The sequence below is a fragment of the Pontibacter ramchanderi genome, assembly GCF_002846395.1.
Taxonomy (GTDB): Bacteria; Bacteroidota; Bacteroidia; order Cytophagales; family Hymenobacteraceae; genus Pontibacter; species Pontibacter ramchanderi.
Genome location: NZ_PJMU01000001.1, coordinates 41267 through 57943 on the forward strand (window position 1 = coordinate 41267; position 16677 = coordinate 57943).

The following is a 16677-nucleotide window of genomic DNA, read 5'->3' on the forward strand; positions in this document are numbered from 1 at the left end:
GTTCTTATTCTTCTTCTTTGATGACTTCTTCTACTTTTTGTTCAGCTTCCTGCTCTTCTTTGCGCTTCTCCTTTCTGTTAAACTCTATGGCTTCTTCCAGGCGGCGTTCTTCTCGGCGGATCTCCCGTCTCTCGAGACTGCGGAACAGATCCGAGAAGTTGTCGTAGTCGCGCACGAAGATCAGCGCGAGGCCTGTGGCCCGTACATCGCCCTCCAGAAAGCCTTCATACTGGTTGCGTTGAAAGCCACGCACCCGCAGACGGCCGTCTTTTGTAAGCGAATACTCCACCGACACGTCGCCGCCGAAGCCGCCCATGTTGCGCTGCTGTTCGTTCTGGCCTTCCAGTCCGATGTCCGTACCGACGCGCACCGTCAGGCGGTCGTCCAGGAACTGCTGGCGCATGGCTACGTTCAGGTCTGTTCTGCCTTCGGCCGAGCCCGATGAGTAATCTTCGTAAGAGCTGACACCCAGTTCCAGGCCAAGCCCGCCGGCATAGCGGTTTGTCAGCTGGTTTAGCTGATCGGTCATCACCTGGCTGAGGCTGTTGCGGGCCGTAGAGCCCAACCCGCCGCCACCGGAACTGGCCAGCGGGTCCTGCGCCAGGAAGCGCCCCAGAACCAGAAGCGAGAACACCTGCTTGTTCAGCTCTGATTCATCCTGGCGCAAGGCGGCCAAGCGGCTCTCAACGGTACCATCCAAGGCCCCGCGCCGTTGCTCCTCCAGTTGTATGTCAAAGCCGATCTCGGGCTTAAGCAGCTCACCGTTCAGATTTACAAAGACTTCGAACGGCAATTGGTTGCGGTAACGGTTAAGGGAAGCCTGGTCTGCATCCACCTGGTCGACCACGAGTTCCATGGGGGCCGCCTGTAAGCGGTAAATAGCGGATATCTGCATGTTGGCCTGCATCGGATCACCGGTCCAGTTGATGTAGCTGCCTTTGGCAATGTCGAGTTGCCGCGACACCAGGTCATAGAAGTCCATGCTATACCTGCCTTCTGTTATTTCGTAGCGGCCACTCATACTGATCTGCCCACTCGGGGTGATGCCGATGTACAGCGGGGAGGCGCTGCCGCGCACTACCAGGTTGTCGCCCGTGGTCGGGTCGATGACAATGGTGACAGTGGTCGCATCGGTCACGGTGATCTGGGCATCAATATTGGCCCCTACAAAGCCGGCGGAAGTGGTTTCCTCAATTGCCCGCTGCAAGATGGCGTTGAGGGAATCGTTTAGTGTGACGTATTCTACCACCCCGTCGCGCTCTGCCGCGGCTACGCCATCTGCCGGGATCACGGTGGTGAAGGTGGAGCCGTCGAGCACGGTGACAAACACCTCAATGTTCGGCTCAAGCATACTGCCGGTGATGGCAGCCTTCATGGCCATCTGCACATTGCCGTAAAACAGGTCGTTGTCGTTGGCAGTGGAGTTCATGGCCAGGAAGCGGTCGGTTCGGGCGCGCAGATCAAAGGTGTAGTCAGTATAATTTTGAGTCAGGATCTGCCCGTTGATGTCGAGTGTATTGCCCAACGAGTCGGTCAGCGTGAAGTCGCGCATGCCGATGCCCCGCTCGTTGAACTCCAGCCGCTCGTTCTGCAAGGTATAGCGTGTGTTGAGCATGGTCGGGTTGAACTGCGCCTCGTTGAAATCCAGACTTCCCCGAACGGCAGGCTGTGTGAGCGGGCCGGTGATGCGCAACCTGCCGTTGGCACTGCCGGCCAGGTCCTTCACCATACCTTGCGTGAAGCCGCCAAAGGAGGCCAGGTTCAGATTGGCAATGTTGGCATCCAGGTTGAGCAGGCTGGTTTCGGGCTGCATCTCGTAAGTGCCGCTAACAAGTACTTCGTTGCCATTTCCGGTGAGCGCCATGTTCAGGTTGTAGCGGTTGGCGCCTGCTGTGTTGGCTTTCAGGGCGATGTCACCGATCGGTATACCAGTGTAGGCGAACTCGGTCAGTGTAAGGTCTGCCGTGAAAGCAGGGTTGCCGGCCATCAGGTCTGTGACGGTGGCTGTGCCGTTCAAAACACCGGTCATCACGCTGTCCTGTTGCTGAAACGAAGCCATGATCTGACCGATCTCAAGGTTGCCGAACTCTACCTGCAGGGGTGCATTGGAGCTTACCGGGCCGGTGCTGTTCAGGAGCAGGTAATTGCCGTTGCGTTCCAGCCGGATGTTCTGCGCATAGAGCAGATTCGTATCGAACTGCAGGTAATTGTCTTGCGGTACGGACCACGCTTCCCCGTTGATTACGAGCTGCTCCGGGTTAAAGGCAAAACGGTAGCCTGGCCCGAGGCTGTTGAGTACGCCACCTACCACAAACTGCTCTACGCTGTCGGTGCCGGCTATGGCCAGTCGTGTGACAAGGTCATTGTCGCGGGCGGCCCCGTTCAGGTTCACGTTGTTGAGGAGCAGGGAAGGGGAGCGGATTTCGCGCACCCCCAGATCATAGCCCATCTGTTCGCGGTTGCCACGCACCTGCAGGGCCATATCCCGGATGTTGTATTCGGTATAGGTGAGCTGGCTAACATTTGCATCCATGGCGAATTCCTGCGTTTCGCCGTTATAAGATGCCGTAACCGGACCGTTTACCTGCAAATCTTCCAGACCAGGCACAAACGAGGCAATGATATCCGGGCGTCGGACCAGCATCGTGGCTTCAAAGTCGCCCAGATTCAGGTTGGCCGGGTAAGGCGGATCGGGTTGCAGGTCGAAGTAAGCGGAGAAGTGCTTGGCCAGCGCAGTGGGTAGTTCTGCCAGGTCGTTTGCGAAACGCATGTCGGCGTTCAGGATGCTGGAGTTAAGTGCAATCGCTGTGCCCGGCATTTTCTGGTTCAGAGTCAGTTGCAGCGAGTCGATCGGGTAGGAGACACCCTGCAGGCGCACCCGCACCTGGTCCCCCTCTAGTGTGCCGCTTATATCGCTGGCGTCCTTGCCGGCAAAGCGTCCGCGCAGTTGGCCCCGTATACCCAGGTCCTCTTCGTAGAAATTGAGGGCTTTCAGATCCACACCTTTCAGGTCCAGGTCAAAGACATACTCACCCCGCTCGGTATTGCGCAGGTTAAAGTCGCCTTTCAGGTCAAAGTTCAGGTTCTCGTCGCGGGCGCGGGCCGCCACCTGGTACAGGTTACGATCGATACGGGCATCCACATCCACATTATTATAGGCGTAGTTGTTGTAATTCGCTTCTTTGATGCGGGCTTTCACATCGGCGCGCATGGTTTCAGGACTCAGGCCTGTGCCCTGCGCGGTCGCCTCGAACGCAACCCGGCCCACGCCATAGTCCTCGGTAAAGAGCTGCTTCAGATCAAAGCCGGATGTCCTGACCGTCGCCCGGAAAGGCTCGGCACCTGCGGGACCTGCGTCCATGTCTACCACGGCATTCAGGTTGCCGAAGGAGCTGCTGATGGCCGCGTTCAGATCGAAGTTGGTGAGTGTGCCGCTATACCTGCCCGTCATGCTCAGGTTGTTGGGGATCCTGATCTCAGGCGGAATGGTACCTGGAGGAGCCAATGCCAGGATGTCGGTACGGGTGGTGGCAAGGCGGTTGATGTCGAGGTTCATGGACAGGCGCTCAGGGTCCATGGCGTTGCGCACGTTGCCTGTCACGTTCACGGTGGTGCCCTGCAGACCCGCTACCTGCAGCTGCTGAATGCTGATGTTGTCCAGCCGGCCCTGTGCGCGACCGTCCAAACGTATGGTGGAATTGGCGATCTTGCGGAACGATGGGTTGTCGGCGAGGTTGGGTGCGAATATAAGCGCATCCTGCATGCCGATGCGCGAGTTGTCAATGTCAAGGTCCAGTTGTACGGCGTCCAGGTTGTCGGTCAGGTCATCCCAGGAGGTATAGCGCAGGGCCAGGTCTTTGCTGATGCGGCTGTTGCCAGTCTGCAGGTCAAGGTCGGCCAGTCGGGCGTGGGTCGAGTCCAGCGTGATAGCCGACTGGAAATTGTTGACCCGGAACCCGCTTTGCTCTTCGAGCTTGAGCTGGTTGAGCTGCATGCCCATCTGGTTCAGGCTATACCTGACGTCCTCGGCATCCAGTTCGATGTTGGAGAAACGCAGGTGGTTGTAGTCCATGCCTCTTTTCTGGCGCGGTGCGTCGGCGTTATCCATACCTGCCTCCAGGCCGGTCACGTTCAGCTTGCCCAGGTTCACAACCCACTTCACCGGCTGTCCCTGCGTCTTCTCCACCGACTCATCAAGCTTGCGTATGGTTTCGGCCGGGTTTACCGCCAGCGAGTCGGTCGGTTTCATTTTCTCCTGCACATAAAGCACTTTCGAATTGTGCAGATCGAAGCTGCGCAGGTCAATACGGGCGTTCGGCAGATCGATGTTATCGACGGTCAGTTCCGACTTGCCTAGTTTCAGCTCGATGCGCTGGTCGGCAGGTATACTGACGTAGTTCAGGCCAAAATTTTCAACTTCCACCCCGTTCATGCCAAAGTTAAAGGTGATCGGCTGCGGCTCTTCGTCGGGCGGAAGCTTGGTCTGTACATAGCTTATACCTGTGTTGCGCAGTTCAATTTCATCCAGGCGGTAGATCTCCTCCTCCAGGTTCAACTCTTCCATGGTGGTGGTGAGCTGGCCGACCCTGGCCCTGATGTGGTTGCCCCCCGCCTCATCGTTGAAGTTTACATACACGTTTTCCAGGTTGATCAGCCCCAGATCAAACTGCATGGCGCCAGTTGTGTCGGCGGGCTGAGAAGCGGTGGTATCGGTGGCGAAAGCCTCGGCCAGAAAGTCGAAGTTGGAAGTAGAGTCGGGTCGGATGTGCAGGTTGAGCGTGGCCTGCTGCAGGTCTATTTTGCTGATGTTCACTGTGCCTCTCAGCAACGACCATATTTTAAGGTCCAACCCCAGGCGCTGGCTATACCAAAGGGTATCCTGCTGCTGGTCTTCCAGGTATACATCCTCCAGCACAATGGCATTGCGCCAATCCGTTTTGAAGCGGCCGATCTCCACCCGGGTATCGAGCATGCCGGCCAGGTATGAGGCCCCTTTTTGGGCAGCAAAATTTTGCACTTTCGGAATCTGCAGCGCGATAATGATAAGCAATAACAAGCCCACTACAATGGCCAGGAACCATAGTATTATCTTGGCAATGGTCTTTCCGATATGTTTAGCTGATGCGATAGGATTCTTATTTACAGTTTGACTTTACGAAAGATTGCTAACAAGGATAGAATTTTTTACTAATGATAATCGAACGCAAGTGGAGAGAGTGGGAGGCAGGCATACGACGGCCCTTTGATAGTGCTGAGAATTGTATTAGGGTTGAGGGCTATTTTTAGTGAAAGCACCCTACTAACTATCTAATTTACAAACAACTATCATGATGTTGAGTAAAATAGATTAGCGGCTAATCGAGTTTACTTATGGCAACTTCGGCTATACCTCCAGGTTTTGAGCAAATGTTGGGTTTTGGGTTGGTGGAGGCTTTATTGGGTCGCCGTTCCCGTCGCTTTTTCATGGGAGCGGAGATTCCGGACGGAGTCTTTGCCTACAAATCAAAGCATGCGCCACTGCCGCTCTCCGAACTGGAAAAACTGCTGGTCGTGACGGCCTGCGCTGGCAACACAGGCTGGCACAACATGATCTATAGGGCGCAGCGTTACGCACCGCACCTTTCCAATTACGCCGCCGCTGCCGGCGGGCGCACCTTTCCTTCCGCGGCAGGTTTCCATACCTCCACGACCTTTTTTACAGACGATACCGGGGTATATGTACTCAACAACCGCGATGCGCCAGCAGCTGCTGACAGGAAAGCAGATGGCGCTTTGGAATTGGAACGTGTACTGGAGGCCATGCAAGGACAGGTAACTAAGTTACAGGACGGACGTCTGAAACTTCCAGCTGAAGTTCCTTTCGTAGAAGCGCACAACACCTGGGTCACAAACCAGCCCGGCACGCTTCTGGTCATTCCGGTGGCCGACCTGGCCCAGCATGTGCTGTTGGCGCTTTGCTACATGCTGCAAAACGGGCTCGTGCTGTACGACGACATGCACAAACGCGCTATTCCAGGTATAGCGCAGTTTGGGGAGCTGGTTGACGTGCATAATGTCTGGCCAATTACTTTTGTAGAGCAACTTTCGCTGGCCGAGGTAACCGCTGAGATGGCAACCTCATGCTATGCTGGCGCTTTGATGCTGCAGGCGATGGGGCTTGGCGGATGGATGTACGATGGCATTGATCCTTTCAGTGTGCTGGGTGCAAGCGGCGTGGCCGGAGTGGAGGGGCTGGGGTTTCGGTACGATACAGATGAGCGCTGGCCATACCCGAATCCGACAGGTCTGGCAGGCGTGATGGAGGGATTTTGTCCGCCTCACTACCCCACAATGCGGGCGGCGGTGGATGCGGTTTGTGAGCGAAAATTCGGGGCAGGTGGTCCGTTCAATAAGGAAACGCCCGGGCCCTGGCTACAAAATGCAAAAGTAAGAGGAGCAGCCCAGGTGCACGACGAGGCTTTCAGGGAGTGTGTGGCCTTGCAGGCGCAGTATGTGTATGATACCTTCGGTAAGTTTCCGGGCACAGTGCCGTCCATGTTCATCTGCACCTATCTGCAAGCCCACCACCTCGATCTGGATTTTTATGACAAGTTTTACCAGCCCCGAGCCTATTTACATACCCATGCCCATCACATGGCCCAGTGGCACCCCGCTACGCCATCATAACATTGTAGCGGCTGTACACCCCCATCAGTTCGCCCATGGCGAGCACGTGTGGCCCGAGTACGCGGAGCAATGCCTGGCGGCCGGTTCCTTCCTTAATATTAAGCATCACATCGAGGGCGTATATCCGGAAGTAGTAGTGGTGTAGCCCTTGGGGAGGGCAGGGGCCACCATAGTGCAGCCTCCCAAAATCATTGGTTCCCTGTATACCCGGCACTTCTCCTTCCTCAATCAGGTTGGAGGGCGGTATGTTCCACATTAACCAGTGCGTCCAGATGCCGCGCGGGGCATCCGGGTCCTCCACAATCACCACGATGCTCTCGGTATACTTGGGCAGGTTCCTGATCTCCAGCGGCGGACTGATATTCTCCCCATCGCAGGTATAGCGGGTGGGAATTCGCTCGCCCTGCGAGAAGGCGGGACTTGTAAGGTATAGCTTTCCTTGGTTTCTTGACTGCATAATATTTCAGTTCCTTTCAAGTGGTTAAGGGTATGCTGTTCAGAAGGGTGGAGCGTGACCGGAGCATTTCAAGTTATCAGTTTTATAATTATATAATAACTTCGTATCCTTATAAAGGTTGATTTTTCTAATAAAAAAAAGCATATATTTACTAATTATTTTATTAATTATGGTATAAATTCAACTTATAGCAGGCTGATTAGTCGGCAATGGCTGCGATCAGAAGATTTTTGAAAAGATTTTTTTATAAATAATTGAGAATTAGCCAGAACCTACTAACTTTCGTATATTAGGCAACTCGGATAAAAATGCATCAGGTTATGGAGAAATTTATCATCTTAACAGTACTGGCAGTTTATGGGGTAGGCTACCTTTTGTACTACATGTATGGGAAGGAAGACCGAAAGAGCCGCAAGTACGATCGCTATCAACTGTAAGGGGAAGAAACTGTTTGTGTTGCCAGCCCGCGGACTTCGCCCGCGACTGACGCCATAAAAAAAGGTGCAGGACATTATCCTGCACCTTTTTTGGCATAAATCATATGGGAAATTTTCAGCTTATCTGACAGTGCTTAACTGCAGATAATTCACCAGGTCGTCAATTGAGTAGACCGGTACCTCGTCCGGAATCACGACATTAAACCGCTTTTCTACCGCCAGAATAATGTCCACCACATCCACTATGTCCATCCCATTTTCCCAAAGCCCTTTGGGGCCCGAGAGTTTATGGGGAGCTATTGCTTTTAACCTGCTTACCAAATTTATCACCTCTTTGTACAGGATAGTTCTAGGATCTGCCATAAGTATAAAAATTTAACAGTAGTATTGAACTTCGCATTTCCCTTAGCTGCTCCTGCCTGAAACGGCAGGAGCAGTGGGGTTAGGTTTAAGTTCTTAGTGCGCAAACTCGTGCGCCATTTTCTTTTCTTCGAGCTCGCGTGTCTCGTGCTCCAATTCTTCCAGCGACTTCTCTTCCAGCTCGATCACGGTCTTCTTGTCCCAGCCGAACTTAGCCAGGATGCGGTCGAAGCCGTAGTAGATGATCGGCACCACGATCAGGGTCAGGAACATCGAAGAGCTCAGACCCCCGATCAAAGCCCATGCCAGACCGTTCTTGGTGGCGGCCACAGAGCCACCCGCCAATGCGATCGGCAACATACCGATCACCATTGCCAGTGTTGTCATCAGGATCGGACGGAAACGGATTCTCACGGCTTCAGTCAGGGCTTCTTTCACTTCCACGCCCTCGGCTTTGAGCTTGTTCGTGAAGTCCACCACCATGATGGCGTTCTTCGCTACCAGACCGATCATCATGATGATACCCAGGATCGAGAAGATACTCAGGGCCTGCGATGCCAGCGCGAGGGCCAGCAAGGCACCAATGATCGCCAACGGGATAGAAAAGAGTACCACCAGTGGATACACGTACGAGTCGTAAAGGGCGACCATGATCAGGTACACGAAAATGATCGAGGCCAACAGGGCAATACCCAGCGTACCGAAACCCTCGCTCTGGTTTTTCATGTCGCCACCGAACTCGAAGCTAACGCCTTTCGGAATTTCCACTGCGGCCAGTTTCTCCTGAATCTCGGCACCGATCGAACCGGACGGACGACCGATTACCTGTGAGTTCACGTTCACGGATGTCACGCGGTTGTAGCGCTCCAACTGAGAAGGACCCGTAGACTGGCGGATGTCGGCAAATTGACCGAGGCGCACCAGTTGTCCGGTATTGTTCACGAAGGACAGGTTGGCAATGTCGGTTACGCTGCGACGGTCAAACTCGTCGAGTCGAATGTTGATGTCGTAGTCTTCGGTGCCGGAGCGGAAGGTCACATCGGAGTTACCGTTAAAGGCCAGCTGCATGCTCGCACCCACGTTCTCCAGCGACAGGCCTACGTTGGCCATCTTGTCTCGGTCCACTACTACTTCAATCTCCGGGTTACCACCCTCTACCGACATTTCCACGTCGGCCGTACCAGCTACGCCTTCCACGATACCCATTACCTGCTGTGAGAAAGCCATCACGTTGTCCAGGTTAGAGCCCGAGATAATCAGCTGGATAGGGGACTGTGAGTTACCTACCAGACCAACCGGCACCGGCGTTACTTCCACGTTCGGCAGCTTGCTCTCAATATCGGCCTTGGCCTGGCGGCTGAACTGGTCGGTGCTGAACGTACGCTCTTTCACGTCTACCAGCGTCACCGATACTTCTGATTTATAGGCCGTGTTCTGGCCCTGCTGAGCAGAAGAGGTAGTACCTACTGTGGTAAATACTTTCTCCACTTCCGGAAAAGTCTCCAGGTATTGCTCCACCTGGCGCGTTGCAAAGTTGGTTTGCTCTACTGTCGAGTTCTTCGGCAATTCGAGCTGCAAGCTCACCTCACCACGGTCACCGGCAGGTATAAACGCCGATCCGATATAGCCCAGCGGCACCAGTGCAAACGAAGCGACCAGTAAGATCATCGTTACCCCCAGGGTAATGAACTTGTGGTTGAAGGCCCATTGAAGCGCTGCCGTAAAGCCATCAATGATGCGGTCGAGGACACGCTCAAAGGCCAGGATGAAACGTCCGAAGATGTTTTTGTCAGACAAGTGCTCCAGGCGTGAGAAACGGCTGGCCAGCAGCGGAATCAGGGTGAAGGCTACGAAAAGCGAGATCATCGTCGACACGGCCACCACCACCGCAAACTGGCGGAGAATATCGGATACCAGACCCGATGAAAGGGCAATCGGGATGAACACTACCGTAATTACCAGTGTGATCGAGGTTACAGTCGCCATGATCTCCCTGATACCGTCGTAGGCAGCCTGCGCAGGCTTTTTGCCCATCTCCATGTGGCGGTGAATGTTCTCAATTACCACAATGGCGTCGTCCACCAGAATACCTACCACCAGTGAAAGGGCAAGCAGCGACATCAGGTTAAGCGAGTAGCCGAACAAGTACATGAAGATGCAAGTCGCCACCAAGGAGGCAGGTATAGAGATCATCACAATCACAGCGTTGCGGAAGGAGTGCAGGAAGAGTAGCATCACCACCGCCACCAGGATCACCGCGATCATCAGGTCATGGATCACTGAGTCAGCAGCCTCCAGCGTAAAGTCAGAGGAGTCGTTGGCGATGTTAAAGCTCAGCCCCACATCGGCGTACGTTTTCTCCAGGTTAGCCAGCGCTTCTTTTGTCAGACGGCTCACCTCCACGGCGTTGGCGTCCGATTGCTTCTGTATGGTGATACCCACTGAGGGGCTGCTGTTCACGCGGGTCAGTACTTCAATGTCTTTCTGCGTGTCCTGTACTTCGGCTACGTCGGCCAGGCGCACGATGCCGTTCTGGTCTTCCCGCACGATGAGGTTGCGCAGCTGGTCCAGCGACTGGAACTTACCTGCCAGACGGATCTGCGTCTGGCCGCTTTCCTGCTTGATCTTACCGGTAGGGAAGTCGAGGTTTGAGTTACGGATCTTCTGTTGTACCTGCAGGATGGAGAGGTTATAAGCCTCCAGTTTGTTGGCATCGATGTTCACCTTGATCTCACGCTCCTGGCCACCCAGAATTTTGATGGCAGCCATACCTGGTATGCGCGAAAGCTCCGGCTTGATCTTTTTGTCGATCAGGTCATAGAACTCGGTCGGCGACATGTTGGCCGTGGCACCCATCTTGATGATCGGGAGGTCGTCGAGGTCAAACTTGTTCAGGGTAGGCGACTCGGCATCATCCGGCAGGTTAGCCAGAATGGTGTTTATCTTACGTTGCGCGTCCTGCAGGGCCAGGTCTACGTTCGTGCCCTGGTTCAGTTCCACTACAATGATGGAGAAGCTCTCCAGCGAGGTGCTTCGCATCGTTTTCACGTTCTCGAGTGCCGAGAGGGCTTCCTCTATCTCTTTGGTCACGGAGTTCTCCACCTCGTTAGGGGAGGCACCCGGGTAAATGGTAGAGATGGTCAGTACCGGCGGGTTGAACTTCGGAAGAAGTTCATAATTCAGCGCCTGATAGCTCACTATACCCAGCAGTGTGAGCACCGTGAAAACCACCACCACCAGGGTGGAGCGCTGTATGGATATTTTGGTTATGTTCATTTCTAAATGTTCTTAAGAAAGAAGAATGTCTGTTACTTCAGCACGGTCACTTTCATGCCTTCGCGCAGGTTGATCTGGCCGCTTTTCACGATCTGCTCGCCTGGCTGCACGCCATCCAGTATCTCTACCTTGTCCTGCGTTACCACGCCTACACGTACCGGGCGCTGACTGGCAAGGCCGTCTTTCACCACATACACCAACGGGTTCTGGATACTGCCTACTATGGCTTCACGCGGCAACAGCATGGCGTCGCGCTGGTCAGCCACATCGAAGAAAGCGGTACCGTACATACCGGCACGCAGGTTGTTGTTCGCGGCGTTCTTCACTTCCACCTCCACGTCAAACTTCAGGGTAGGGTCAGCCTGGGCAGCGATGGCCGTTACCACGCCTTCGTACTCCTGGCCTGCACCAGCGTCGGCTTTTACTTTTACTTTGTCGCCTTTGTTGATCAGCAGCACTTCGCTTTCAGAGGCTTTTACTTTCAGTTTCAGCTTGTCCACGTTCACAATGTCGTACAGCTTGGTACCTGGGTTCAGGTATGAGCCAACCTCCACGTAAATCTCGTTGATCTCGCCGCTGATAGGGGCTGTGATGCGGGTCTTGGTTAAGCGCTGTCGGGCAGCTACCAGCTGTGCTTCTGTTGCCTTGGCATTGAGTCGTGCGTCTTCCAGTTGGCGCTTGGTGATCGCATCGCCGGCAGCCAGGTTCTCGAAACGCTCCAGGTCGCGCTTGGCCTTTTCAGCATTTGTCTGTGCCGTAGCCAGGTCAGCGGCCATGGTGTTGCTCTCTACCTGCACCAGCAGTTCGCCGGCTTTCACTTTGTCGCCTTTGCGCTTGAGCACGCTTTTGATCTGGCCCTGCGTTTCGGAGAGCAGCGTCAGGCTCTGGATCGGGGCGAAGTTACCTTGCGCCGTAAAAGACTTATCGAGTTTGGCAGAGGCTACTTCGGTAATGGTAACAGGTATAGCTTCGCTCTTGATGGAGGCTACGGCTGCGTTGGCGGCCATCTGCTCTTTGTTGCTCGACAGCTTAAAGCCTATAGCGCCCAGAATAGCAATAACAACTACGATATAAATCAGCTTTTTCATTTTATTCTTTGTGATGCTTATTTAATTAATGTGTTTAGGTCGCCGGTTGCTTTCAGGTAGCCGAGTTGGGCCAACTGATACTTCAGCATTTCGTTGTTCAGATTTGTTTTTGCTTCGCGCAGGCTCACCTCTGCCTCCAGCAAGTCAGTCAGCGGAGAGATGCCTTCTTTGTAGAGTTCATTGGTGGTGTCGTATACCTCCTGGGCCAGGGCCACATTCTGCTCCTGCGCCGCAATGGACGAAGAGCTGTTCTTCAGCTGGCTGATCGAGTTCTCCAGTTCCACTTCCAGGTTTTTGGTCAGTTTCTGACGGTCCGCCTCCAGCGACTTCAGCGTATACTCAGTCTGTTTCACCTGCGCGTGCTTGCGCATGCCGTCGAAGATCGGGATGTTAAGCTGCAGCCCCACAATGCCAGTACTAAACCAAGGCTGACTAGAGTCGAAGAAGTTGAACTCCTTGCGCATGGCGTTGTACTGGAAAGTACCGGTGGCGGATAGGGTAGGGTAGTACCCCGACTTGATGTTCTGCAACTGCAAATCGGTCAGTTCGGTCTGTTTGCTGAGCAGCTCCAGTTGCGTTTGTCCCTGCACCAGGTCCTTGCTGCTGTTGAAGGCGGCAACCCCCGTATCGAGTGTGATCGCAGCGTCGGTCAGTGCAATGCCCTCTTCCAGCGGCATGCCCATGAAAAACTTCAGCACGTTCATCTGCTGGTCGAGCGCACTGGTAAGCGTTTGTAGCTGTGTTTCCAGGTTGGTCTTGTTTACCTTGATGCGGTTCACATCCACCTTGCGGGCCAGGTCGTTCTCGTACTGCAGCTGCAGGATCTTGTTCAATTGGTCCAGGCGGGCCAGGTTGGCGTTGATGATCTCGAACTGCTCTTTGGTCTGCAGAATCTGGAAATAAGAAGAGCTTACGTTGTACATTACTTCCTCTTCCGTCATGGTCTTGCGCAAGCGGTACAGGTCCTCGCTGCTCTTGGCGGCTTTTAACCCCACAAAGTACGACTGGTTGAACAGCAGCTGGGAAAGCTGTATACCGCCAGAGGCGTTGTATTTGGTGCCGAACTGCACCGGGATCATCTCGTCTGGCTTGCCCTCAAACACATTGGGGATCACCTGCACCGGTATGGCCGGGTACATATTGAAGTTACCGAAGGCATTTATCTGCGGCAAGCCACTGCTTTTGGCCTCCTTGACCATGTATTTGGCGCTCAGTTGGTCATACGAAGCCTTTTGCATGTCCTCGTTATGCTCCAGCGCATAGGTAATGGCCTCCTGCAGACTCAGCGTCCGCACATCGGGCTTTTCCTGCGCCACAACCGGCTTCACGAAAAGCATGGCCAATCCGACTACTAAATATTTGATTTTCACGTTGTTGGTTTATTGTGTTTAGATGTAATTAGTAAGTTCTGAAATTATAGAACTAAGTAAACAAAAAAATTAGGTTCTGGATTTCTCCCACTCGGTAATCAGGGATGGCATTCTGTCTTTCAAATAATCCATGAAGCTGATGAAATCATTCAGCTTAGCGTCATAAATAGGCAGCTCCCGATTCCTTACTTCCAGCACGCGTTTCAGAAGCCCGTTCAGGTAGCTCAAGTCTTGCATTTTCTTTTCAAAAAGATCACGCCAGTTAGACGACTTGATGCGGAAATAACGCTTGCGATCGCCTGAGAAGGTAGTGTACTCGATATGACCGGTGTTCAGCAACATGTTAAGGGCATTGCTGGTGGCGCTTTTGCTGATATTGAGTGCCTCACTGATTTCATCAAAGGTAAGCTCTGCACGATCGCTTACGAGCAGAAGTCCCATGACACGGGCTACAGCTGGCTGAAAGCCATTGTTCTCCTGATAAATGCCGAATTCCTCAATTAGTTGCCTTTGTTCGTTGCTTAATGTCATGTCCTTTGTTTTCTCTTTACATAGATTAAACGATGCAAAGGTAGTGGTTAGTTTCATTAGTTCATAATTTACAGAACTAATTTTTTCTATTATTTTCTCTCTGCATTCATTAACCTACTCCAACATGCGCCGGAGGTAATTGATCTGGCCAAGGTGGTAGTTCAGATGGCCGTAGAGATGGATCAGGAAATAACCGACCGTCGTGTCAAAACCCAACACCTCCTGCGGGTAAGTTTCCTGTAACTGCTCAGGTACGATAGAACCAAGTGTGTGGGACACAATTTCTTTGACATCCGCAATCTGTTCGAGCAACTCTTTTCTGGGAAGATTGCGGAGGTTGAATTCCGCTTCGCGATTTCTTATATAGCCGCTCTGCCCCAGTATGGCCCCAATGTAGGTATTGAGGTTGCCGACCAAGTGCAGGCAGAGGTTGCCGGCCGTATTGCTTATCTGCCCCTCGGTTTTCCATAAACTTTCCTCTTGTTCAAAAGCCCGGATCTCTTCTGTGAGCCTGTCCAGTTCCCGCTCGAACAAAGTGCGAAGTTCTGTTGTCATATGCTGCCGGATTTGTTTCTGTCATTTTTTTATCATCAACTGCATCCTCGTTATACCTGTCCAGCTTCAAACATCAGCACCGCCAGTGGAGGAATCTGTATGGGCGCGTTTGACTTTTCTTTGTCAGGTATAGGCTCACCGGGGCTCTTTTTCCGGAGCTGCCACTTGGCTGCGGTGGAGTCCAGCAGGAGTTGCCAGGTTGGGGACCAGTCGGGCAGGGGGCAGGAGAGGGGGCGCTCTGAAAAGTTGAACAGGCAAACCAGATGCTGCTGGCCGTCCTCGGTTTGGCGGTGCAGCATTAGTCCTTGGCTGCCGATCACGTGCGCCCGCACACTGTTTTTGCTGACCTCCTGCAATACCGGGTGCGTACGACGCAGTTTGATGAGCTCCCGGTGCCAGTCCAGCAACAGGCGGTGCTTACCATGCCGCCGCTTTTCCCAATGCAGCTTAGAACTTTCAAAAGTCTCCACGGCCTGAGCATCGGGTGGTTCTGTTTCCCATTTGTAACTGGCGAATTCTTTTCGCCGGCCTTCGCGCACGGCGTGTATCAGGTCTTTGTCGGAGTGACTCACGAAATAGAAAAAAGGTGCCTCCTCGGCATACTCTTCTCCCATAAACAGCAGCGGCACATAGGGGGAAAGCAGCAAAGCCGCTGCGGCCAGTTTCAGCCTTTCAGTGTTCACCAGCACTGAAAGCCTTTCGCCTTTGGCCCGGTTGCCAGCCTGGTCATGGTTGAGGTTAAAGGCAACGAACCGATCGCCGGGTATACCTGCCGAGGAAGCCCCGTGCCGTCTCTTCCGGAAACTGACGTACTCGCCGCTATGCACAAACCCATCGTTATAGGCTTTGACCAATTGCTCCATCTTGCCGAAATCGATGTAGCGTTCCTGCCCTTTTTTGTCGAGCAGTACGTACAGGGCATGGTGAAAATCGTCGAGCCACTGGGCATCGAAGCCAAAGCCACCCATTTCTGGCGTCTTCACCACACGCGGACTATTGTAATCGCTTTCGGCGGTCAGGTATAGCCGGCGGCCCAGGCGCTGCTCGAGCTTCTTTACTTGCTGGTGGATCTGCTCCCAGATATGCACCGCGCCGTTGTCGATCACGGCATGGATGGCGTCGAAACGAAGGCCGTCGAGGTGATAGTGCTCAAACCAGTACAGCGGATTTTCTGAGATATAGGAACGCACCCCATCTGACCATCCCCCGTCGAAATTCAGGGCATCTCCCCAGGGGGATTTATAATGATCTGTGAAGTAAGGCCCGAACTGTGACAGGTAATTACCTTCGGGCCCGAGGTGGTTGTATACCACATCCAGAAAAACAGCTATACCTCTGGCGTGGCAGGCATCTACCAAAAGTTTCAGGCCCTCCGGTCCGCCGTAGGAATTTTGCACCGCATAAGGGTATACCCCGTCGTAGCCCCAGTTGCGACTCCCCGGGAACTGGGCTACCGGCATCAGTTCGATCGCATTTATACCTGTCTCGGCCAGCTCCTCCAGGCGTGGGATAATGGCTGCAAATGTGCCTTCGGGGGTAAAGGTGCCCACATGGAGTTCGTAAAGCACCAGGTCCTGGAAGGGGAGTCCGCGCCAGTTACTGTCCTGCCAGGTATAGGCGGCATGGTCCACTACTGCCGAGGCCAGGTGCACGCCGTCCGGCTGATGAAAAGAGGCCGGGTCAGGGTAATCCCGCTTGCCGTCGGGCATGTAAAAGTAGCGGGTACCCGGATAGGCGGCCTCCACTTCCAGGGTAAGGTAGCCCCCACCATCTGGCTGCATCGGCAGTTTGCGATCCTCCGGATGAACCAGGTGGAGCAACATTTGCTGCTTCTCCGGCGCCCACACCGTGAACCGGCACCTGCCATGGCCCAGATATATTGCCCCCGCTTTTTTCATAGCTGTGCTGTAGGTATAGGATTTTAATTCAAAGCTTAT

Annotated in this window: 10 protein-coding genes; 1 reads left to right on the forward strand and 9 read right to left on the reverse strand. The window is 53.7% G+C overall.

Translation table 11 applies throughout. From position 1 onward, the window contains the following. Positions 1-4: 4 nt before the first annotated feature. A complete protein-coding gene (locus tag BD749_RS00185) occupies positions 5-5128 on the reverse strand; it encodes a translocation/assembly module TamB domain-containing protein (protein ID WP_317046344.1) in 5124 nt (1707 codons plus the stop codon). A 242-nt stretch (positions 5129-5370) separates the two neighbouring features. Here BD749_RS00185 and BD749_RS00190 point away from each other — a divergent pair, with 242 nt between their 5' ends. After that, on the forward strand, positions 5371-6666 hold the full coding sequence (locus BD749_RS00190) for a hypothetical protein (RefSeq protein ID WP_101442373.1): 1296 nt from the start codon (positions 5371-5373) through the stop codon (positions 6664-6666). On the opposite strand, the gene BD749_RS00195 is transcribed toward BD749_RS00190, so the two are convergent. From BD749_RS00195 to treZ, 8 genes are all read right to left on the reverse strand, one after another. Continuing rightward, on the reverse strand, positions 6653-7123 hold the full coding sequence (locus tag BD749_RS00195; protein WP_101442374.1) for a YbhB/YbcL family Raf kinase inhibitor-like protein: 471 nt from the start codon (positions 7121-7123) through the stop codon (positions 6653-6655). The two genes, BD749_RS00190 and BD749_RS00195, sit on opposite strands and share 14 nt — an antisense overlap. A 557-nt stretch (positions 7124-7680) precedes the next feature. Further along, positions 7681-7923: an acyl carrier protein gene (locus BD749_RS00200; RefSeq protein WP_101442375.1), complete on the reverse strand. Its 243-nt coding sequence runs from the start codon at positions 7921-7923 to the stop codon at positions 7681-7683. Between the two features lie 93 nt (positions 7924-8016). After that, the gene (locus tag BD749_RS00205) at positions 8017-11196 is read right to left on the reverse strand and encodes an efflux RND transporter permease subunit (protein ID WP_101442376.1); all 3180 of its coding nucleotides are present in this window, start codon (positions 11194-11196) and stop codon (positions 8017-8019) included. A gap of 32 nt (positions 11197-11228) precedes the next feature. Continuing rightward, positions 11229-12284, reverse strand: coding sequence for an efflux RND transporter periplasmic adaptor subunit (locus BD749_RS00210; RefSeq protein ID WP_101442377.1), 1056 nt, complete (start codon positions 12282-12284; stop codon positions 11229-11231). A 17-nt stretch (positions 12285-12301) separates the two neighbouring features. After that, positions 12302-13654 carry a TolC family protein gene (locus tag BD749_RS00215; RefSeq protein WP_245868562.1) on the reverse strand — a complete coding sequence of 451 codons (1353 nt, stop codon included), beginning with the start codon at positions 13652-13654 and terminating at the stop codon, positions 12302-12304. Between the two features lie 69 nt (positions 13655-13723). After that, positions 13724-14185, reverse strand: coding sequence for a GbsR/MarR family transcriptional regulator (locus BD749_RS00220; RefSeq protein ID WP_101442378.1), 462 nt, complete (start codon positions 14183-14185; stop codon positions 13724-13726). A gap of 114 nt (positions 14186-14299) precedes the next feature. Continuing rightward, entirely contained in the window at positions 14300-14740 is a 441-nt protein-coding gene (locus tag BD749_RS00225) for a DinB family protein (protein ID WP_101442379.1), read from the reverse strand. Positions 14741-14790: 50 nt separating this feature from the next. After that, positions 14791-16638 (reverse strand): malto-oligosyltrehalose trehalohydrolase, encoded by a 1848-nt coding sequence (treZ, locus tag BD749_RS00230; RefSeq protein WP_101442380.1) that lies wholly within the window; start codon positions 16636-16638, stop codon positions 14791-14793. Between the last annotated feature and the right edge of the window lie 39 nt (positions 16639-16677).